Raw genomic sequence first — 20999 nt, forward strand, 5'->3', positions numbered from 1 at the left:
CCCGCCGGCGCGCCCAGGCCTGTCGTCAGTACGGCGGATTGACCACGACGTACTGCGCGCCCTGCGGCATGTACCAGGTACTGCCGCACTGCTGGTAGACCATGCCGCCGTAGTTGACCGGCACGCAGCTCGGCGGGACCGAGCGCACCATGGAACCCACCACCGCCGACGTCACGGCGACAGTGGCCGTGACCGCAGCGGCCGTCGCCACCGGGTGGTAATCGTTGTCCCAGCCGCAGCAGCCGCCATGACTGTCGACGTTCACGTTGACGTTACGGCTCGTATTGACGTTGACGTTGCGGTTGGCGTTGACGTTGTTGACGCTGGTGTTGCGGACGTTGTTGGTGCGCGCGTCGGCACGCTGGTTGTTCACCTGTCGCGCTTCGCGGTTGGCGCCGCCGGCAGCGGCGCGCTGGCCGCCGGCAGCGTGTCCACCGCCCGCGGCAGGTCCGCCACCGCCGCCATGCCCGCCGCCACCGCGGGCGGCCTCGGCCACCGGTGTCCAGCCGGAGGCCACCAGCACGAGCGCGGCCGTGCACACTGCGAGCGGCTTTGCGAATGTGTAGGTCATGGCAATGCTCCTTTTGTCCATGGTCCCGTTACCGGGTGGCCTTCAGCGGAACAAACTCCGCCTTCCTGGCGTCCTTGGGCGGCGTGAAGGCGAACGCCGAATTGCCGAACTTCGGATTGAGGTTCCACTTGTACAGCGTGACCGATTGCGGCCTGGCCTCGTCGGCCCGGTTGGTGATGACGAGCTTGCGCGGCAGCGGACGGTTGCCGCTGGCGATCCATATCTGCCAGTCGAGCTGCCCCTGGCGGAATGCATAGTGGTCGCACAACTCGCCGCCGACGATGTCCTGGCCGGCGTTCATCGCCGATTCCATGCTGTCCAGCGGCGCCGCGGGCGTGCCCCACAGGAACAGGTCGGCCGACGGAATCTCCACGCCGAAGCGTTCGCGCAGCCGCTGCGCCAGCACGCCCAGGTTGTCGCTGAAGTTGACCTGCGAGTACGACTTCTGCGCGGGCGAATACAGCGTGACCTGCTTGCCGTCATAGATCAGGTCGCGCTGCGAGCGCGCGCTGCGCATCAGCGCGCGCAGCCGGTCCGGCCGCTGCACATCCAGGTCCGCCATGGCGGTGTGCTGCAGTTTCTGGCCGTCCTGCAGCACCCGTTCACCAGACAGGTCGATAAAGACCTCGAACTGGCGCAGGGATTGCAGGTACTTGCCCATGTCGTTGAGCGCCTGGATCGCTGCAGGGTCGACTGCGTTCGGCTGGGGTTGCGCCTGTGCCTGCACGTTACCGGCCGGTCCCGCGGCGGATGCGGCCGATGACGCGGGCGTTGCGGGTGGCGGCGCGGGCGGCGTACTGCTGCAGGCCGCCAGCGCGATGACAAGCAGGGTCAGGGCCGGTATGCGTGCCATGGTGAACTCCCAATTGACTGGACAATCGCCCGGCCGCATGCGGCTTCAGGCCGGAGATGGAGATGCTGGGGAATCTTCTATGACGGAAGGTGGGAAGTGAAGTGAATCTTTTTGTGGGAGCGGTAAGCCGTGTTGTAGTGGGGGTGCAGTGGGTCGTACCGGCGGGCGGATGGAAGCCGAGCCAGACCGGAATGCCGTGCAAGTCATTTCGGATTCACCCCAGGAACGAGGAGGCGGTCAAGAAAAGCGAAATTCTTGTGTGCCGGGGCTGTTGCTGCTGACCAAGAAGTCGCCGAAGGAACTACTGGCCGCAAACAGGAAAAACGCGCCAGAACAGGCGCGTTTTCTCTCAACCGGCTCCGCTCGATACAGAGGGACGACAGGCCTCACTCTTGCGCAGCCAGCGCGGAATCCGGTGCGCGGCGAAAGCTGATGGCAAGCCGGTTATAGGCATTCATCAGGCTGATCGCCATCGTGAGGTCAGCGAGTTCTTTCTCGCTGAACACCGCGGCCGCGGCCTTGAAGTCCTCCTCGGGCACATGTGTGTCCGCCACCAGCGTGACCGACTCAGCCCATGCGAGTGCGGCCTTCTCGCGGTCGCTGAACAACGGCCCTGCTTCATGCCAGGCTTGCACGAGCGCGAGCTTTGCAGGGGTGATGCCCTTCTTGATCAGGTCACGGGTATGCATGTCGAGGCAATAAGCGCACCCGTTGATCTGGCTCACGCGCAGATAGACCAGTTCGACTAGCACGTCTTCAAGGCCCGATTGCATGACATAGCCGTACACGCCGCCAAATGCCTTGACACCGCCCGGCGATGCTTTGGTGTAATCCAGTCTCATTTCAAACTCCTAGTTGTCGTTGATCGTCAGTTCCTTGTCGGCCGAGTCGACCACGAACACGGCCAGCAGCTTTGCCGGCTTTGTCTTGCTCGCGTTGCGGCTCACCGGATGGCGGGAGCCAGGCTCCTCGAAGAAGCTCTCCCCCGCCTTGTACACACGTTCCGGTTCGTCATTCACCTTGCTCGCGATGCTGCCCGAAACGACGTATGCATAGATGAACGACGATTTGGCATGGCTATGCGGCAGCGAAGCGCCACCGGGCGGATAGAAAACCTCCACGGCAATGAGCGACTTGCCTGGGATATTGGGAATCTCTTTCGAGAAGTTGGGCTTGACCGTGTCGCCCGCGCCGTGGGCCGAAGCGACCCCGGTAAAGGCCATGCCCGTAGCCGCCACCAGCGAGAGAAGAAAGCGTTGCAGTTTCATGTTTGGCTCCTTGGAGGCTAGAATCATGCGCTCCACCTGGTTCACAAAAAAGAACCAAAAACGCAATTTCTGAATGCACCAGAAGCGATGACGAAGATCCTGGCGCTGAAGCTGGACCGTGCGTCCAGGACTTCACTGGCGGAACAGATACGGCTGGGTATCACCGCTGCCATCGAGAGTGGCGTACTCGTTCCGGGCGCCAGATTGCCTTCGTGGATGGACCTCGCTGCCCAGCTTGGAGTGGCTCGAGGCACCGTCAAGACAGCGTACGAGCGGCTGACCGATGCGCAACTGGTGGTCTCGTCGCGCGCCGGCGGGACCAGGGTTTCCGACCATACCGCGGTCGCAAGGCCTGTCGCGGAACAGGCGCGCTCGGTCGAGTCGGATCTGCGCTCGGAGCTGTACCAGCACTTCCTGCCCGGTCCCGCGGTCTTTCAGATGGGCGTGCCGGCATCGGATTGCTTCCCTGCCACCTTGTTCGCGCGGCTGCGATCGCGTGCGGCACGTGACGAGGTGGAGGCGCCGGCGGCCTACCCGGATCCGCGCGGCGAGCATGAACTCCGGCGAGAAATCGCCGCACACCTGGCCTTGTCGCGAGGTATTGAATGTCAGCTCTCGCAGATCTTCATTACCACAGGCTTTTCGGGGGCGCTCGGTGTAACGCTGCGGGTGATTCAGGCCGAGGGCCGAAAAGCCTGGGTCGAGAACCCCGGATTTATGCCCAGTCGCAGGGCCATGTCACTTTCCCGGCTCACGACCGTTCCCGTTCCTGTGGACGAAGATGGCATCGACGTCAGCTATGGCGAAGAGCATGCACCGGATGCCGCGGTGGCCCTGGTCACCGCAGGGCAACAGGCGCCTCTGGGCCCGACACTGTCGCTCGGTCGTCGCGTGCAACTGCTCGAATGGGCAAGCCGCGCGGGTGCCTGGATCATCGAGGACGACTACCTTGGCGAACTCCAGCTCAGGCGCCGGGCGGCTCCCGCACTGGCATCGCAGGATCGGGCGGGACGGGTCATCCATATCGGGTCTTTCAGCAAGACGCTCAGCCCGACGCTGCGGCTCGGCTTCGTCGTCGTGCCGCCCGGCCTGGTATCGCGCTTCGATGAAGTCGTCGCCTGCCTTGCTTCCGCGCCCGGGCCGGCGGTGCAGATGGCGACGGCCGAGTTTATGCGCGATGGGCACTATATGCGGCATCTGCGTCGTATGAAACGCATTTACGCAGCCCGCAGCGATGCGCTTCTGGCGGCGCTCAGTGCCAGGGGATTCCAGGCCTATCCGGCAGGCCTTGCCGTAGTGGTGAGGCTGCCGGACGGCGCCGACGACAAGAGGATCGCCCGGGAAGCCTATGCCTACGGGCTGGCGCCCGCACCGTTATCGGGCTGGTACTGCTCTGCCTCCACGCAGCGGTCTGGCCTGCTTCTTGGTGTCGCGACAGCGATTGAACACCAGGTCCCGGCCGCCTGCGATCGCTTGCAACACCTGATCCGCAAGTTTTCGTAGGGCAAGGGCACTGGACCCGGCGCCGCGGCCTGGCCGCCTGGCTGGCGTGGCGGCTGCATTCCGTCTATGGCACGCCGTGGGGCGACGCCGCCTGGAACGGGCTGTTCCATGCCATTTCCCGCGTGAGCGCGGCGCCGCCAGCCGCGCCTGCCCTGCCCGCCTATCGCGCCGGCGCCGACCGCAGGAAGCCGGCCGAAATCTCCGCCGCCAGCTGGACGATCGCGTCGGCCTCCTCCGCGCTCAGCGCACCGGTGAAGCGCGCGTCGCCCCAGTCGCCGCAGATCAGGGCCACGCAGCGATTGCGCACCCGCACCGGGATCAGCAGCAGCGCGCGGGCATCGGGCATGGCTTCGCGATACCAGCGCGGCACGCGGTGCGCGGCCTCCCTGTCAAAGGTGTCCTCGATCAGCAAAGGCCGGTCCGCCAGCGTGGCGAAGTGGAACACGTCCGGAACGAAGCCCTCTTCGAAGGACAGCTGGTCGAGCTTCTCGCGCATGCCCTCGCCAAAGCCGAGCCGCGCGCCGAAGCGCCTGGCCGATGGGTTGAGCAGCATCAGGAAGCAGCGCGAGAAGTTCAGCGCGCGCATTGCCGACTCCAGCGCAAAGGGCGCCAGCTCGGCAATGGACATCGCCCCGCCCTCCTGCCGGACTTCCGCGACGGCGCGCTGCAGCCTGGCCAGCGCATCGGCGGGCTTGCTGCCTTGCTGGCCGGCGTCGTCGCCGGCCTGGCTGGCGGCGTCCGTGGCTGCCATCGAGGTCGTCAGCGCCCTGGCCTGTGCCAGCGCCTGCCCGAGATGCGCCGGCTCCAGGCCGAGCCGTTGCGCCGCGGCCAACAACGGATTGGCGGCCTGCAGCGGACTGTCGGCGCGTAGGGAACTGTTGGCCCGAACAGGGCTTTCGGCCAATGGATCATCCTGCCCCGCCAGGATCGAAGCGGCCGCCTGCGACGACAGCCGGGCAACGGCGCCCAGCCAGCCGGCATGCGTCTCCGGCATGGCGCCTTCCGGTAACGGGGGCGCGCTCATGGCGCCGGCGATCAGCGGGGGTAGGCGCCATTTGACGGCAGCCGCCCGGGCGATCTCGCCCAGCGACACGCCCAGGACTTCGCGGCAGGCATCGTCCTCGCCGATCTGCTCGCCGGCCTCGCACACGGCGGCAATGCGGTCCCACGCCTCCGGCACATACAGGACCAGCAGCAGCCGGCTCACATGGTGCATCAGCGTGCAGACCACGGCCTCTTCCCCGTCGGCGATGCCGCGCGCTTCGGCCAGTGTCCGGGTGAATTCCGCCGCCACCATGGCCTGCTTGAGCGCTTGCGCGGCCCGTGGCCGGTTTTCCGGCATGGTCTGGAAAAAGTCGAGCACGCGCACGCCCAGCGTCAGGTGGATGACCGTATCCACCCCCAGCACCATGATCGCGCGCGAAACGGTGGTGACCTCGCCGCCGAACGACCGGTACATGGCGGAATTGGACAGCCGGATGATCTTCTGCGACAGGCTGAAGTCCGACAGGATGCTGCTGGCCATTTCGCCGACGTTCCGCTCCGCATCGAGCGAACTGAAGACATGATCGATGCAATACTGCAGCGTCGGGAAATCGCCCTGCTCGGCGAGCCTGGCCCATAGCTGGTCGAGGAATGCCTGCTTATCCATGGCCATGCCTCACCGCGGCAGCAAGGTCGGGGCGTCCAGGCGCCACCTGCCCGCGGCGAAAGCCGCCTCGAGGTCGGCGGGACTCATCGCGCGCCCATAGTGCCAGCCTTGCGCCATCTCGCAGCCCTGCGCGGCCAGCAACTCGCGCTGGCATGCCGTCTCGACGCCTTCGGCGATTGCCGCCAGCCCAAGCTCGCGCGCCAGCGAGAGCACCGCATAGACGATGGTCTGCGCGTGCGGCGAGTCGGCCATGTCGGCGACGAAGCTGCGGTCGATCTTCAGTGCCGACAACGGAAACCGGCGCAGATACGACAGGCTGGAGTAGCCGGTGCCGAAATCGTCCACGGCAAAGCGGATGCCCAGCGCCCGCAATTCGGTCAGCACGCTGCCCGCCGCTTCGGGATCGATCATCAGCGCGCCTTCGGTAATTTCCAGCACCAGCCGGCCGGCGCTGACACCGGTATCGCGGATCGCGCTGCGCACCTGGTCGGCGAAGCCGGGATGGCTGAACTGTACCGGCGACACGTTGACCGACACGTAGCCGACCTGCGCACCCTTCGCATCCCACATGGCAAGCTGGGCGCAGGCGCAACGCAGCACCCAGGCGCCGAGATGATGGATCAGGCCGTTGTTTTCCGCGACCGGCACGAAAACCTCGGGAGACACGGCGCGGCCGGCCCGCTCCCATCGCATCAGCGCCTCGACCGCGCACAGGTTGCTGCCGTCGAGGCTGACGATGGGCTGGTACTGCAGCGACAATTCGCCGTGATGCACGGCCTCGAACAGGTCTTGCTCGATGCGGAACTGCTCGTTCAGCTTCTCGTCGAACTCCGGCGAATAGCGGAAACAGCGATTGCCGCCCAGCGCCTTCGCCTCGTACATGGCCCGGTCGGCGCGTCGCAGCAACTCGGCGTCGGAATCCTCGCCGCCGGTGGCGAAGGCCAGCCCGATGCTGGTGGTGACGCGGATCTGGCGCGCCGATAGCTGGAAGGGCTGCCGGCAAATCCGCATGACCTGGTCCAGGATGTCTGCGGCGGCCTCGTCGGTTGCGATGTCTTCCAGCAGCAGGACGAATTCATCGCCGCCCAGCCGCGCCACGGTGTCCGTCCCGCGCAGCACGCCGCGCAAACGGGCCGCCATTTCCTTCAGCAAGGCATCGCCGGCGCCATGCCCGAGGGAATCGTTGATCTTCTTGAACCCGTCCAGGTCCATCAGCGCGACAGCGAGCCGGTGTCCCGCCGGATGCTGCCCGTCCAGGTACTGTTCAATCCGGCCGCGAATGAGGTCGCGGTTGCCGATCCCGGTCAACGGATCGTTCTGCGACTGTTCCGTCAGCTGCTGCAGCTTCTGCGTCCACGCCGTGACATCGGTCCCGAACAGCAGCAGCGACGCCTGCCCCGCCTCGTCGGTGTCGCGGCGGATCCGCATATCGAAATAGCGGCTTCCCGCCGAGGCATCCGTGAACCGGACGGTGGTCCGGCGGGCCTGGCCATCCAGCAGGCAGGCCTGCCACAGCGCGGCGGTGCGTTCGTATTCGCCCAGGGGAAGAATGTCGCGCATGGCCGCACGGGCCAGGTACTCGTACGGAAGGCCCAGCAGCGCCCCCGACGCACGCGTGGCGTGCAGGATCTGGCCGGTCGCGCTGACATGCAGGGCCAGTCCTTCCGACGCTTCCAGCAAGGCCCAACCGTGCCGCCCGGCGGGGGATGGCGGCGCGCGATCCGCCTCGTCGTCGCGGGCCCATTCCGCTTCGTCATTCGCCAGGACGGCGTCATACGTGAATGCGTGCATACGGTGAATCGACCCGCCCTGCCCGGCCACGCTGTCGCCGGGAATCGTTGTCATGCCGGGACCTTGACGACAGGGCGCGTCAAGCCTGTCGGTACCCCGCACGGTATTTTGTGAAGGCCCGATTCTATTACGGCGCAAGGCGAATAAGGAAGCACACGAGCCGGGCTGTGGAAACGCCGCGACGCCCATGCGGCCAGCGGCGCTCGCGGCCGGATTGCCGGCAACGCGCCGTATGCCGAAAAACCGGATCTAACGTACAGTGAGCCGTCCCGGCGATGGACAAACCGTTGTGGATTGCCGAGACTTGACCAGGTCCGCGTGCGTCGCCCTTGATTACCCCTGTGCCGTCCTCTGCCATGCCACCGTTGCCCGCACCTTCCCTACTCGATGCAACGCTTCGCACCGTCGCGCGCCGCTACCGCCTGCCGGCCAGTGCCGCTGCAATTTCCGGACTGCAGTCACCCAGCCCGGCCACCACGCTCGCGCTCGCGATCGAACAGGCGCGCGCCACCGTGGCACGAGGCGAAGCACCCGCTGCGGCACTGAAGGAACGCTTCATCGACGCGCTCGCGCAACTGATCCGCGAAGCGCTGCGCGCGGATGCGGGCGACCCGGTGTTCCTGGCCATGGTCATGCGGCACCGGGCGCCGCACGTGCGCGAGTACGCCTCGCTGTCCGCGGGCGCCGACCAGGACCGCCGCGAAATCCGGGCCGCCGTCAATGCGATCGCCCATCCGGGCCGGCAGCAACGCCTCGTGCCAGGTCCGTGGCGCGAGGCATTGGCCCGGCTCCACGCCTGCGCCGCCGCGTCATCGTGGTCCGCGCTGCACGATGCCGTGCGCAGCCTGGCCGATCTGCCGGAGATCGCGAACGGGGCCCCGGGCCTCGCCAGGCTGCTCGACAGTCCCGCGCTGAAGCGCTTGCAGCGTCTTGATGCGCTGGCGTCCGATGACCAGGTGCGCCAGTACCAGCTGCTGTGGGAACGGCATGGCCCCCGCTCCGGCAGCGCCGGCGCCAGTGCGCAAGGCGTCGCCGCCCGCCAGCGGGGCGCTGCCACCGAAGCACAGACCGCACAGGCACTGGAGGCACTGGCGCAGCGACTCAATGAGGCCGAGCGAGCGAGCGCGTCATACCGCGTCGTGACCTCGATGCGCGTACCGGCTTCGATCCCCGCCGAGCATGAACGCGCCAAGACCGAATGGGATGCGGTCCTGCTCAGGCAGCTGCCGCCGATCGAGGAAATACCGGTTTGGGAGATCTGCCTGCTCGCGGAGGCCAAGGCCTCCGTCGATGCCGCCACTACCGACCTGCCCAAGCTGCTGCGCGGCTTGCGCTTGCTGGCGCATGCCGACAAGGACGCGGTCTATGCGTTCGAGACGCGGCAAGGAACGGTACGCCTCCATGGTGCCTCGCTGAGCGCGCTGCGCGCCGACGCGGCCGGCGTTGCCGGCACGGTGCTGTATTGCTGCGATGCGCCAGCCGAAGCCGGACCGCGCCTGCTCGGCGCCGCCAGCCGGATGCAGCTGCTGTCGGCGCACGCCAGCCTTGAATTCGCCAGCGCGCTGGCGCTCGCGCAAACGGCGCAAACCTCGGATACCGCGGATACCGCGGATATGGCCGTACTTGAGCCGGTCTGGCACCAGCTATTGGAATCGCCCCGCTGGCACAGCGTGCTCAACCAGTATCCCACGCTGTGGCAAGTGCGCGAACTGATGGTCCATCCTGATGACCTGATGGCCGCGATAAACAGTATCCGCGACTGACGTGCCCGGGGCGGCAACGCTGCCCTACTGCGCAAACAACGTCATCTGCCCCGTCAGCAGCCGCTCGAAATCATCGTCCAGGAACGGCAGGATCGCGTCGGCAATCGGCTGCAGCTGCTTGCCGACGTAGTGGTCGTAGTCAATCGGGGCCGAACGGCACTCGAGCGGCTCCGGCCCTGCCATGGTCATCACATAGCTGATCCAGCCGCCCTGCTGGTACTGGCGCGGGCGCCCGTGGCGCTGGTTGTAATCATCGGCGATGCGGGCGGCCCGCACGTGCGGCGGCACGTTGCGCTGGTACTCCTCCAGCTTGCGCCGCAGCCGCTTGCGATAGACCAGCTGCGCGTCGAGCTCCCCCGCCAGCGTGCGGCGCACGATGTCGCGCACATAGTCCTGGTACGGCTCGCGGTTGAAGACCTTTTCATAAAGCGTCTGCTGGAACTGCTGCGCGAGCGGCGACCAGTCGGTGCGCACCGTCTCGAGCCCCTTGAACACCATCTCGACCGTGCCGTCTGGCCGCTCCACCTGGCCGGCGTAGCGCTTCTTGCTGCCAAGGTCGGTGCCGCGGATGGTCGGCATCAGGAAGCGGCGGAAGTGGGTCTCGAACTGCAGTTCAAGCGCGCTTTCCAGGCCATAGGTCTGCCACAGGTGGTCGCGCCACCAGTCGTTGACGTAGGCCACCAGGCTGCGGCCGATCTGCTGCGCATCGGCTTCGGTGCGCGCGCGGCGCAGCCACACGAACGTGGAATCGGTGTCGCCATAGATCACCTCGTAGCCGCGTGCCTCGACCAGCGCGCGCGTCTGCCGCATGATCTCGTGCCCGCGCATGGTGATCGACGAGGCCAGTCGCGGATCGAAGAAACGGCACCCGCTTGACCCCAGCACGCCGTAGAACGCATTCATGATGATCTTGAGCGCCTGCGCCAGCGGCTTGTTGCGGTCGCGCTTGGCCGCCTCGCGTCCCTGCCAGACCCGCGCGACGATCGCCGGCAGGCAGTGCTTCGTGCGCGAGAAGCGGGCGCCGCGAAAGCCGGGCACCGAGTCGGCATCGTCCGGATGCGCCAGTCCCTCGACCAGGCCGATGGGATCGATCAGAAAGGTGCGGATGATCGACGGATAGAGGCTCTTGTAGTCCAGCACCAGCACCGATTCATAGAGTCCGGGGCGCGAATCCATGACGAAGCCGCCGGGGCTTGCCTCCGGCGCCAGCTCGCCGAGGTTGGGCGCGACATAGCCCTGGCGGTGCATCAGCGGCATGTAGAGATGCGTGAAGGCCGCCACCGAACCGCCACTGCGGTCCGCCGCCAGCCCCGTGACCGTGGCGCGCTCCAGCAGGAACGACAACAGCTCCGTCTTCTCGAAGATGCGCGTCACCAGCTCGCAATCGCGCAGGTTATAGCGCGCCAGCGCCGGCTTGTCCTGCTCGAACATGCGGTCGATGGCATCCATGCGGTCGTACGGATTGTCGATCGCCTTACCCTCGCCGAGCAGGGCCTGCGCCACCGATTCCAGGCTGAACGACGGGAAGCTCCACGTGGCCGACCGCAGCGCCTCGATGCCATCGATGATCAGCCGGCCCGGCGCGCTGGCGAAATAGTGCTGCTGCGCGTTGTGCTCGCGCCATTCCATCTCCGCGCCGCCGCGGCCGAGGCGCAGCGGTAGCTGGAACCGCCGCGCATGCTCGACCAGCACGCGCAGGTCGAACTGGACCAGGTTCCAGCCGATGATCGCGTCGGGGTCGTGCCGGGCCAGCCACTGGTTTAGCTTCTCCAGCAACTCTGGCCGTGTCGCGCAGTATTCAAGGGAGAAACCGGCAGCGGCCGGCTCCTGCGGCGCAGCGCCCAGCATGTAGACCTCGCGCTGGCCGCAGCCTTCGAGCGCAATCGAATAAAGCTCGCCAAATGCATTGGTTTCGATATCGAGCGACACCAGCCGCAGCGTGGGCCGGTAGTCCGCCGCGGGTTTCAGCTGGGCGCTGCACAGCACGCCGTCGCTGTCCGGTTCGCCCTCGAACCAAACCGGCGCCGTGATGAAGCGCTCCATCAGGTAGCGCTCGGGCGGGCGGATATCGGCTTCATAAACGTCGATGCCGGCGTCGCGCAGCGAACGGCCGAGCTGGATCAGTTGCCGGTGCTGCTGGCAATACAGGCCCATGACCGTCCTGCCCCGAAAGTCCTGCAGCTTCAGCGGGCGCAACTCGACCTCGCGCTCGCGGCGTAGCAGCGCCTCGGCACGTTCGCGCTGTGCCTCGGGGATGAATGCGATCGACGGCTGATACGGCAGGCGCAGCCGGCGCGGCCCCTCGTCGGTGGCCAGCCAGACCTCGACCTCGGTGCCGGCCGGGGTATCGCGCCAATGCCGGGTAAGGATGAAACCCTGCTGGAGTGCCACGCTTAGGCCTTCTGTGATGAAACCATGATCGAGGCGATTTTAGCGTCACAGCATGCGCGCAGCCTCATCGAGCAGCTGCATCGGCGACAGCATCCCGGCGCGGGCCACGCACACCAGCGAGAAAGTGCGAACCAGCGGCGGATTCCCCGGAACCCGCGCGGTCATCAACTGGAGGTCCGCGCCGGGCCCGGCACTGCCCGGCGGCACGACGATGTTCATGGGGCTCAGCCGCACCGCCTCCCGCTCCACCACGAAGCTGGCTTCGGCATGCGTCAGCACGTCGACCAGCGCCTGCAGCTGCCTGTCCGGCATGCCGGCCCGGCCGCCCGGTGCGTCAGGCGCTTCAGTTTCACTAAGGGCGGCGAGCGCGGCCTCGTTCTGTGCCACCTGCTCGCGCAGCCGCTCCGACTCGTCGGCTTGCGTGTCGGCGCTTTCGCCAAGCACGCTGCGCATGCCGACGCCCTGCTTCTCCAGCAGGTGCAGCCGCGTGGTCAGCAACGCCTGTTCGCGCTCGATGCGGTCGCGGCGGGTCGTGCCGCCGGCGACCTCGGCCAGTGCCTGCAGCGCGAACTGGTCCAGCATGCGGCAGGCGATTTCCTCGCGCAGCGCCGCTTCGGTCGCTGCGCAGATCCTGACCCGGTGATCGACGAAGCTGACCGTGGTCTGGGGCACCTCCGTGCGCATCACATCGCCTTCCAGCGCCACGCCCAGCGTGCGGCGTTCCTGCTTTTCCATCCCGAGCACGCAATAGGCCTCGGTGGCGGACGCCGAGCCGCTGAAATAGTCGCGCAGGTCCGATGACCGGCTGAATACCGGCATGACCTCCTGGGCCGTGGCAAAGAAGGCATGAATGTACGGATCGCTGTTCCAGGTGGCTTCGCTTGCTGGCGAAGCCGGCGGCAAACCCGCCACGACATCGCGCACGTACCGGTCTGCGATGGCCAGCGCCGGGGCAAGCCGCTTGCGATAGCCGCCGACCAGCCGCACGTAAGGACAGAGCCGGGTCACGCGCTCCGCCAGCGCGGCGCGCTCCGCATCGCGCGCTCCGTCAGAATGCTTGCCGCGACGGCGCAGCCAGTTGAGGACAGTCATCGCATGGCACCTCCATGGCGCGATCGGTTGGCTTGCGGCGCAGGCAAGCCCGGCAGGCTACTGGCCATCCGCTTCGGCCTGCCGCGGTGCCGCGCGAGTGCGCGGCAGCTTGCGGTGGGCGAGCAACAGCAGCGGTGTCGTCGCCATCGACAGCGCCACGACGACCGTGACGACGGAGAGCTGCTCGGCATCGATCAGGTTCGCCGCCTGCGCGGCGCCCATCACGACAAAGGCGAACTCACCGCCCTGCGACAGCAGGATGGCGAAGTAGACGCGATGCTGGCGCGGCATGCCGATCTGGTTCGCCAGGTACATCAGCGCGAGGAACTTGCCCACTACCAGCGCGACTACCAGCACCGCCACCAGGAGGGGCCTGTTGGCCAGCACCGAGAAATCGATCGACATGCCGACTGCGATAAAGAACAGGCCGAGCAGGATGCCCTTGAACGGGGCCATGTCTGATTCGATCTCGTGGCGGCATTCGGACCCGGCCAGCAACAGGCCGGCCAGGAAGGCGCCAAGCGACATCGACAGGTGGACCACATGCATCAGCAGCGCGATGCCGATGACCCACGCCAACGCAAAGATGGTAAAGATCTCGCGGGTGCCGCTGCGCTGGATCATGCGCAACACGTACTTGAGCACGAAGCGCCCAACGAGGACGACCGCCGCGATCATGGCCAGCGCCTTTGCCGCCGAAACCCACCCGCCCGACATGCCGTCGCCCGCCGCAACCGGCGCAAGCAGTGGCAACAGCGCGATCATCGGGATCGCGGCGATGTCCTGGAACAGCAGGATGCCGAAGCTGGATTGCCCGACCGGCGCCTCCATCAGCCGGTTCTGCTCCAGGATCGCGATCACCATCGCCGTGGAAGACAGCGACAGCGCGAAGCCGGCCGCCACGCCCACGCGCCACTGCACGCCGAAGACAATGAAGATTACCGCCAGCAGCGCCGCGCACAGCGCAACCTGGATCCCGCCGTAGCCGAAGATGGAGCGGCGCATTGCCCACAGCTTCTCGAAGTCCATTTCAATGCCGATGATGAACATCATCAGCACGATGCCCAGCTCGGACACGTCCAGGATCGAGTTGACGTCCGTGACCAGCCTCAGCCCCCAGGGGCCGATCACCGCGCCCGCAACCAGGTAGCCCAGCACGGAGCCAAAGCCGAAGCGCACCGACAGCGGCACGGCGATCAGCGCCGCGGCGAGGAAGATTACCGCGTCAACCAGCAGTTGTTCCACATTCCCCTCCCGAGGAGATGACGGGGCGATAGCCCGCGTCGTGTCGTGGTTCCCCGCTGCAAGTCGGGCACAGGCCGACCTTTGCGCGAGGTAACGGCTTGGATACGTATTACATCATCCACGGCGAAGTATAGGCCGGACGGCGCTCGCCGGATCGCGTTCCGCTATGCGCCCGGCGGCACACGCGGCTGTCCTGGCCGGTGTCACCGCTCAGTCCAGCCGGTCGAACAAGGGCTGAACCAATGCAAAGAGGGCGACCCACCGGATCGCCCTCTTCTCTTCCTGCGCCCCGTCAGGCGACAACGATCCGGCGCGGGTCAGCCAGCGCCAGCGCTTCGGCGCGGTCCGCGCTCGGCGGGTAGATCCACTCGGAATTGATCCGCGTCTTCAGCGCCTTGGCGACGCCTCCGGTCAGCTTGACTTGCCGGTTCCAGCCTTCCGTGTAGACAGCACCCCACGGCCCCAGGTCCAGGCAGGTCACATACTTCGGCTGGCTATACGGGATCAGCGTCTCACCCACGAGGTCCGCCGCCACGTTATGCCCTGCCGAACGGCCGAGGTTCATCGCATGCTGGCAGGACATTGCTGCAAAGTTGCCTTCGTCATCGGTCGCGGCGTAGGCGCAATCGCCGGTGGCGAACACCGACTCGACACCCTTTACCCTGAGATCGCGGTCGACGTGCAGCCGGCCAAGGCCATCGCGCTCGGCCGGAATCTGCGCGGTGAGCTCGCTGGCGCGGGCGCCGGCGGTCCAGATCACCGTATCCGCCTCGATGCGCTCGCCGTTCTCGAGGGTGACGCCGGTCGCATCGACGGCCGCGACGCCGGAGCCGAGCTTCCAGGTCACGCCCAGTTCGGTCAGCGCCTGCGTGATCACCGGCCGCGGCCCCGCGCCCAGGTCAGGTCCGACCTCGGCATTGCGCTCCACCATGATCACGTTCACGGCAGCGTCCTTGCCCAGGACTTCACGCAGGCGGGCCGGCATTTCCGCGGCAGTCTCGATGCCGGTGAAGCCGGCACCCGCGATCACCACGGTATTGCGACCGGCGCGCTCCGGGCGGCTGGCCAGCCCATGCAGATGCGATTCGAGCTCCGCGGCGTCGGCGATCTGGTCGACATTGAACGCATGCTGGTCCAGGCCGGGAATCTGCGGACGGAACAACCGGCTTCCCGCAGCGAGCACCAGGCGGTCATAGCCGACGCGCTGGCACGAGCCATCCCCACCGGCGGCCGCAATGCTCACTTCGCGGCTCGCGACGTCGATGTGTTCCACCTTGCCCCGGATAAACCGCACGCCCACGGCCTTGAAGATCTCCTGCAGCGGCGCCTTCATCCCGTTCGGGTTCTGCTCATAGAGACGCGGGCGGACGTGCAGTTCGGGTTCCGGTGCGACCAGCGCGATTTCCACGTCGGTGCGCCCGACCTGGTCAAGCAGACGGGCCGAAGCCAGTGCGCTCCACATGCCGGCAAAGCCGGCGCCAATGACAAGAATACGTTTCGACATCCTCAAGCTCCTGAATCAAACCTCGGTTTCATGTAACAGGGCCGGTGCGAGAAGCGACGACCCTTAACTACGATCATATGAGTCGTAGTTTAAATGCGCAAGATCTTTTTTCGCCGGTGACGCAAAGCGAACCCGCGCGCCGGGCTTGCGCTTTTGCGAACGATCCACTGAAACGGCGAAGGAGGAAGGGAGCGGGAAATGAGACTGGACTGCGCGTGTGTCGGAAAAGCCTCATGCGGCATGTACCCGCCTTCACATTGGCGCCTGTCCTTGACAAAAATACCGATTGGTATATTCTGGCCTGCATGAACAAAGCCGAACGCACCCGCCAGCTGATCGTCGAGAAGACAGCGCCCATTTTCAACACGAAGGGCTATGCCGGAACATCGCTGGCAGACATGACCGCGGCCACCGGCCTGACCAAGGGCAGTGTCTATGGCAACTTTGCCAACAAGGAAGAGGTAGCGCTGGCGGCATTCGACCACAATTGGAAGCAGGCGCAAGCCGCGGTTCGGGACCAGATGGCCACCAAAAGCACCAGCAAGGAAAAGCTGCTTGCCCTGACTGGCGTGTTGGGGAATCTTCCTGCGTGCTTCCCGAAGGGAGGATGCCCGCTGCTCAACACTGCGATTGAAGCCGACGACACCCACCCTGCCCTGCGCGACAAAGCCATGGAAGCGTTCCGGGGCTGGAAGGCGAATCTCGTCTCGGTCATCAAGGCGGGCATTGCCTCCAGCGAGTTCCGGAAGGACGTCAACCCCGAGGAGACTGCCATCACGCTGATCGCATTGATCGAAGGCGCGATCATGATCTCCCGGCTCACCGACAACCCGGCCTACAACCTGGCCGTCATGTCGGCGGTGAAGAAGACCGTCATCGATCTCACCTGATTTTTTTGAGCAAAAATATACCAATCGGTATTTTTTACGGAAAGGAAGTAGCCATGAACGTGCAACTGAAACGGAAAGTCGCCTTCGCGCTGTCGATGGGTGTCGTGACGACGGGGATCATCTCGTTCGCCCTGCTTGCCCTCAACATGGGATTCTCGGAAGGCTTTGCGCTGACCTGGCTGCGCTCGTGGGGCATCGGCTATGTGATCGTGATCCCCGCGATCCTGCTGGTCGGGCCGCGCCTGCAAGCGCAGGTCGAGCGCTGGGTCCATTGATGCCGCATGCCGTTTCCACGAACTACTGACATGCCCAGACCCCTGCTGCAGCGGCTGCTTGCCTTCGTGTTCATCCTTGGCGCTGCCATGGCGTCGGCCATCGCCCATGCCGCCCCCGGTGCCAGGATGCCTGCACCACAGCCCGAAATCGGATGGATCGAAATTGACGCGGACATTTCGCTGAGACGGATGGTCGTGCACCAGCCCGGCGCCAAGGGAACCGTCCTGTTCCTGCATGGATTCCCGGAAACGCTGTACGCATGGAAGGACATCGCCCAGTCGCTGGGCGACGAATTCGAAGTGCATGCCATCGACTGGCCTGGCTACGGGCTCTCATCGCGTCCAACTGCCGACAGGTTCTCCTATGCGCCCCGGGACTATGCCCGTGTCCTGCAGGCATACATCCGCAAGGCTGGCATCGACACGTCGCAGCTGGTCATCTACGCCACCGATATCGGCGCGCTGCCGGCATTGCTGCTCGCGCTCGAGGCGCCGGACATTGCAAGAGCGATCATCGTCGGCGACTTCGCCCCGTTCGACAGGCCGCAGTACATGTACGAAAGCCTGCAAAGCCTGAAATCGCAGCCGTCGGCCGAACTGGCTCGCGTCCAGCTGAACAAGAACCGCGACGATGTCCTCAGGAACGCCTACCGGCGCGGCCTGCCGGCACACGAGCAGTTCGACATCCCGCCAGAGCTCCAGGACGACATGGCGCGCGGATGGAGCCACGGCGCGATGACGTCTGCCGACGCCTTCTATTACTACTACTCGCACTTCACGCGGGACCAGGCGTACCTGGAGGCGAACCTGCACCGGCTCAAGACACCGGTCAAGGTGGTCTGGGGCGAGAAGGACCTCTATATCCGGAAAGAAATGGGCATCGAATTCGCGCAGAAGGCGCATGCGGAATTCACCGTTCTGCCAGGCATCGGGCACTACCCGCATCTGCAGGATCCCCGTCGAACCGAGGCAGACGTTCGCGCCGCATTTCGTTGAATCGCATCAGCAGGCGGCACACGTCAGCAGTCCGATCCAGTCCGCCTGCATCGCGCCGCCGGTACGGCCACCCCGGCGACGCTCGACTCCGCGTGGCAAACCAACTCTCACTCTGGACCATCCTGTTCCAAACCTGCCTCATGAACATGTCCCGACTTTTCCGCCCTGCCAATTGCCGGCGGCAGCCTGCCCATGCTGAACACGCAGCCCCATACCGATATCGAGCGCTGCTGGTACCCGCCAAGCCGTCCCGCCCGACGAACGCGCAATGAAAGAGCATTCCATGAACGCCAAATCGTCGAATAACGCCACCGACCTGTCGCGCCGGTCCCTATTGCTGGGCGGCGTGGCAAGTGCGGCGCTCTCGCTGTTTTCGTCACGCCTGGCTTTCGCCGCGCAGCCCGCGCCAGCGCGCGCCGTGGCGTCGGATGCGATCCGCCCGTTCCGCGCACGCATTCCGCAGCCGGCGCTGGACGATCTGCGCCGCCGCCTGATGGCGACGCGGTGGTCCGATCCGGAAACCGTCGCGGACCGGTCCCAGGGCGTGCAAGTCGACAAGCTGCGGCCGCTCGTGCGCTACTGGGCCACGGGGCATGACTGGCGCAAGGCCGAGGCAAGGCTGAATGCCTGGCCCCAGTTCGTGACGAACATAGACGGTGTGGACATCCACTTCATCCATGTTCGCTCGCGCCATGAGAACGCGCTGCCTCTGGTCATGACGCACGGCTGGCCCGGCTCCGTGTTCGAACTGCTCGACAGCATCCGCCCGTTGACGGATCCGACCGCTTACGGCGGCAGCGCGGCCGATGCGTTCCATCTCGTGATCCCATCGCTGCCGGGCTTCGGCTTTTCACAGAAGCCCAAGGACACCGGCTGGAATGCGGACCGCATCGCCCGCGCGTGGGACGTGCTGATGAAGCGGCTTGGCTATGCGCGTTACTTGTCGCAAGGCGGCGACTGGGGCGCGATCATCTCCGACGCACTTGGCCGCGCCGCGCCCGAAGGGCTGCTCGGCATCCACGTCAACCGAATCGAACGCGGCACGACGCTGCCGCCCGCGCTCGCCATGGCGCTGAAGACCGGCGAGCCCGCACCCTCTAACCTGAGCGCCGGGGAAAAGCAGGTGTTCGACGAGGCCAGGGATTTCCTGAACAAGGGATTCGGCTACGCCGCCCTGATGCAGACGCGTCCGCAGACCATCGGCATTGGCCTGGCCGATTCGCCGGTGGGGCTGGCGGCCTGGATCTATGACAAGCTGGCCGACTGGGTCTACACGCGCGGCGATCCCGAACGGGCGCTGGGCCGTGACGCGATCCTCGACAATATCTCGCTCTACTGGCTGACGAACACCGGCGAATCCAGCGCACGGATCTACTGGGAAACGAGCAACACACCGGCAAGGACCGGCCCCGTTACCGTTCCGGCGGCAGTGACAGTCTTTCCCGGCGAGGTCTACCGGCCACCGAAGGCCTGGCTGGCGCGGGCGTATCCCAACCTGGTCTATTACAACCAGGTCGCCAGGGGCGGTCACTTTGCGGCCTGGGAAGAGCCGGAGTTGTTCAGTGCGGAGGTCAGGTCGGCATTCCGGCCGTTGCGCCAGACAGCCCAATAGATCGGGATAGGCCGTGTCGTGAACTGGTCCTGTACTGCATTTATGCAGCCTGTGACTGTCCCGGCACGGACTGGCTTCTGGCAGCCATCAGGCCCGGGATGGAGTCCTATGGTAAGGTTGGCAGCATGATTTCACGGACTTCGACTGGTGATGTATGGGGCGCATTTGTTTGGTGCCGGGAGAGTGATGCAGCGTGAGTGATGCGAAGCGGGAAACGCAACGCACGCTGGCCGAGAAGGTTTCAACCAGCAGGGCCTTGCGCCTGAGCGTGCCGCCAGAGGCCAGGCCCGCGCCGGTCAACCGGAGGGACTGGCTGCGCCAGAGGAAAGAGCAATTGCAGGCTGCCCGCGCCGCCGCAAGGAAGAGGCGCGAACTGCTGAGAGCCGAAATCATGTCGGCCGTGCAGGATATTGCCCGCGAAGAGCGCGCAGCCGCGCGGCTGGAAGCCGAACGCCTGAAGGCGGAAACCAGGACCGCGCAGGCGTTCGCGCGCGAGGACGCGCGTGCCGCCGCCAAGTTCGAGCGCGGCCAGCCAGCCCGCCCGACGAACAAGCGAAAGACGCTTTCCAATGAGAAACGCAAGCTGGTCTCCTACGGCGACCTGTTGCGGATGCGCGGGTGATCGGGCAGAAGTTTCGACAGAGCGGAAGCGGGCTTCTCACCCATCGCAGTCCTGCTCATCCCGCGGGCTCTGCGGGATAAGCTACGTCAGCGCTCCGGGCTCCTGGCAAACCACTTCGATGTTGTGCCCGTCCGGGCCAATGACAAACGCTGCATAGTAGTTCGCGTGGTAGTGCGGGCGCAGACCAGGCGCTCCATTGTCCTTGCCGCCCGCCTCCAGCGCCGCGCGATAGAAAGCATCGACCTGCTGGCGATTCTCGGCCGTGAATGCCAGGTGAAGATGCGCGGGCTTCTCCTCGGTCTGGAACAGGCACAATGAGGCCTTGCGCTTCGAGCTAAGCTCGACACCATACGTTGGCACCCCCTCCGAGACCACAGCAACACCGAGCGGTTCTAGTGCCTTGAGGAAGAACGCCTTGCTCGCTGCATAGTCGCTGACGCCGAACTTGACGTGGTCAAACATGAGTTCTCCTGAGGTCTGTAGGCCTGCGCGAGGATTCTAACCCTTCCATCCAGGGACTCAGTGCCGGCCAGGGCGCCCGCTTGCTGGCCGTGCCGGAGACGGGGAGCGAACACGCCGGTGTTGGTACTCCGCCCATCCCTGATCGCACCAGTGTACGGCGCCACCCAACACCGCATGGGATGCGCGCGCCGTCAGCATCACCCCCGAGCCGCTGGCATGTTGAAAGCTGCGCCAACCCCCGACAGGCACGATGATTGCGATTCCCGGTCAGAGCGCCCCGCTCGCCAATCCTTGGGAGAACTGCCATGAGTACCCTGATCATCCGCGACCTTGCCGGTTACCGCACCCTCGACACCAGCGCCATGTCTTCGATTCACGGCGGCATCTATCGCACGCCGCCGCAGATCCTGGCGTTCGAGCTCACCCATCTGCCGGCGACGCCGGATGGCCGTGTGCTTGGCACCGATGGCCAGTTGCATGTCCCTGTGATCTGACGGCTTTCGCCCGGGG

General features: G+C 65.8%; 19 protein-coding genes. 8 read left to right on the forward strand and 11 right to left on the reverse strand.

From position 1 onward, the window contains the following. Positions 1–25 precede the first annotated feature (25 nt). From ACAD63_RS29665 to ACAD63_RS29680, 4 genes are all read right to left on the reverse strand, one after another. Positions 26–571, reverse strand: a complete 546-nt coding sequence (locus ACAD63_RS29665) for a hypothetical protein (protein WP_135703738.1) — start codon at positions 569–571, stop codon at positions 26–28. 28 nt (positions 572–599) lie between these two features. Continuing rightward, positions 600–1424, reverse strand: coding sequence for a DUF2092 domain-containing protein (locus ACAD63_RS29670; RefSeq protein WP_434034191.1), 825 nt, complete (start codon positions 1422–1424; stop codon positions 600–602). Positions 1425–1810: 386 nt separating this feature from the next. Then, positions 1811–2266 carry a carboxymuconolactone decarboxylase family protein gene (locus ACAD63_RS29675; protein WP_434034192.1) on the reverse strand — a complete coding sequence of 152 codons (456 nt, stop codon included), beginning with the start codon at positions 2264–2266 and terminating at the stop codon, positions 1811–1813. Positions 2267–2275: 9 nt separating this feature from the next. Then, positions 2276–2692: a cupin domain-containing protein gene (locus tag ACAD63_RS29680; RefSeq protein WP_133095299.1), complete on the reverse strand. Its 417-nt coding sequence runs from the start codon at positions 2690–2692 to the stop codon at positions 2276–2278. Between the two features lie 87 nt (positions 2693–2779). On the opposite strand from ACAD63_RS29680, the gene ACAD63_RS29685 reads away from it, so the two are divergent. Continuing rightward, entirely contained in the window at positions 2780–4195 is a 1416-nt protein-coding gene (locus ACAD63_RS29685; protein WP_135703735.1) for a PLP-dependent aminotransferase family protein, read from the forward strand. Positions 4196–4355: 160 nt separating this feature from the next. On the opposite strand, the gene ACAD63_RS29690 is transcribed toward ACAD63_RS29685, so the two are convergent. Together ACAD63_RS29690 and ACAD63_RS29695 are read right to left on the reverse strand one after the other, a co-directional pair. Next, positions 4356–5846: an HDOD domain-containing protein gene (locus ACAD63_RS29690; protein WP_135703734.1), complete on the reverse strand. Its 1491-nt coding sequence runs from the start codon at positions 5844–5846 to the stop codon at positions 4356–4358. 9 nt (positions 5847–5855) lie between these two features. Continuing rightward, complete coding sequence (locus tag ACAD63_RS29695) at positions 5856–7691, reverse strand: putative bifunctional diguanylate cyclase/phosphodiesterase (protein WP_434034193.1); 1836 nt, start codon at positions 7689–7691, stop codon at positions 5856–5858. 302 nt (positions 7692–7993) lie between these two features. Between ACAD63_RS29695 and ACAD63_RS29700 the strand changes: the two genes are divergently transcribed. Then, the gene (locus ACAD63_RS29700; RefSeq protein WP_434034194.1) at positions 7994–9400 is read left to right on the forward strand and encodes a 3-deoxy-D-arabino-heptulosonate 7-phosphate synthase; all 1407 of its coding nucleotides are present in this window, start codon (positions 7994–7996) and stop codon (positions 9398–9400) included. A 24-nt stretch (positions 9401–9424) separates the two neighbouring features. Here the strand turns inward: ACAD63_RS29700 and ACAD63_RS29705 are convergent, their stop codons facing one another. The 4 genes from ACAD63_RS29705 to ACAD63_RS29720 form a co-directional block, all read right to left on the reverse strand. Then, positions 9425–11791 (reverse strand): DNA polymerase II, encoded by a 2367-nt coding sequence (locus ACAD63_RS29705; protein ID WP_434034195.1) that lies wholly within the window; start codon positions 11789–11791, stop codon positions 9425–9427. A gap of 45 nt (positions 11792–11836) precedes the next feature. Continuing rightward, positions 11837–12883, reverse strand: a complete 1047-nt coding sequence (locus tag ACAD63_RS29710) for a hypothetical protein (protein WP_434034196.1) — start codon at positions 12881–12883, stop codon at positions 11837–11839. A gap of 57 nt (positions 12884–12940) precedes the next feature. Beyond that, a complete protein-coding gene (locus ACAD63_RS29715; RefSeq protein WP_133095305.1) occupies positions 12941–14128 on the reverse strand; it encodes a monovalent cation:proton antiporter-2 (CPA2) family protein in 1188 nt (395 codons plus the stop codon). A gap of 292 nt (positions 14129–14420) precedes the next feature. Beyond that, positions 14421–15632, reverse strand: a complete 1212-nt coding sequence (locus ACAD63_RS29720; RefSeq protein ID WP_434034197.1) for an NAD(P)/FAD-dependent oxidoreductase — start codon at positions 15630–15632, stop codon at positions 14421–14423. 233 nt (positions 15633–15865) lie between these two features. On the opposite strand from ACAD63_RS29720, the gene ACAD63_RS29725 reads away from it, so the two are divergent. The 5 genes from ACAD63_RS29725 to ACAD63_RS29745 all read left to right on the forward strand — a co-directional run bounded on the left by ACAD63_RS29725 (position 15866) and on the right by ACAD63_RS29745 (position 20027). Next, positions 15866–16522, forward strand: a complete 657-nt coding sequence (locus ACAD63_RS29725; protein WP_434034198.1) for a TetR/AcrR family transcriptional regulator — start codon at positions 15866–15868, stop codon at positions 16520–16522. A 53-nt stretch (positions 16523–16575) separates the two neighbouring features. Then, positions 16576–16797 (forward strand): DUF2798 domain-containing protein, encoded by a 222-nt coding sequence (locus ACAD63_RS29730; RefSeq protein ID WP_133095308.1) that lies wholly within the window; start codon positions 16576–16578, stop codon positions 16795–16797. 30 nt (positions 16798–16827) lie between these two features. Next, entirely contained in the window at positions 16828–17793 is a 966-nt protein-coding gene (locus tag ACAD63_RS29735) for an alpha/beta fold hydrolase (protein ID WP_195431484.1), read from the forward strand. 283 nt (positions 17794–18076) lie between these two features. Beyond that, positions 18077–19405, forward strand: coding sequence for an epoxide hydrolase family protein (locus tag ACAD63_RS29740; RefSeq protein ID WP_434034199.1), 1329 nt, complete (start codon positions 18077–18079; stop codon positions 19403–19405). Between the two features lie 193 nt (positions 19406–19598). Then, entirely contained in the window at positions 19599–20027 is a 429-nt protein-coding gene (locus ACAD63_RS29745; protein ID WP_133095311.1) for a hypothetical protein, read from the forward strand. A gap of 81 nt (positions 20028–20108) precedes the next feature. Here the strand turns inward: ACAD63_RS29745 and ACAD63_RS29750 are convergent, their stop codons facing one another. Continuing rightward, positions 20109–20489: a VOC family protein gene (locus ACAD63_RS29750; RefSeq protein WP_133095312.1), complete on the reverse strand. Its 381-nt coding sequence runs from the start codon at positions 20487–20489 to the stop codon at positions 20109–20111. A gap of 305 nt (positions 20490–20794) precedes the next feature. Here ACAD63_RS29750 and ACAD63_RS29755 point away from each other — a divergent pair, with 305 nt between their 5' ends. Continuing rightward, positions 20795–20983: a hypothetical protein gene (locus tag ACAD63_RS29755; RefSeq protein ID WP_133095313.1), complete on the forward strand. Its 189-nt coding sequence runs from the start codon at positions 20795–20797 to the stop codon at positions 20981–20983. Positions 20984–20999 lie beyond the last annotated feature (16 nt).

The organism is Cupriavidus sp. a3 (assembly GCF_051015765.1).
Taxonomy (GTDB): Bacteria; Pseudomonadota; Gammaproteobacteria; order Burkholderiales; family Burkholderiaceae; genus Cupriavidus; species Cupriavidus oxalaticus_A.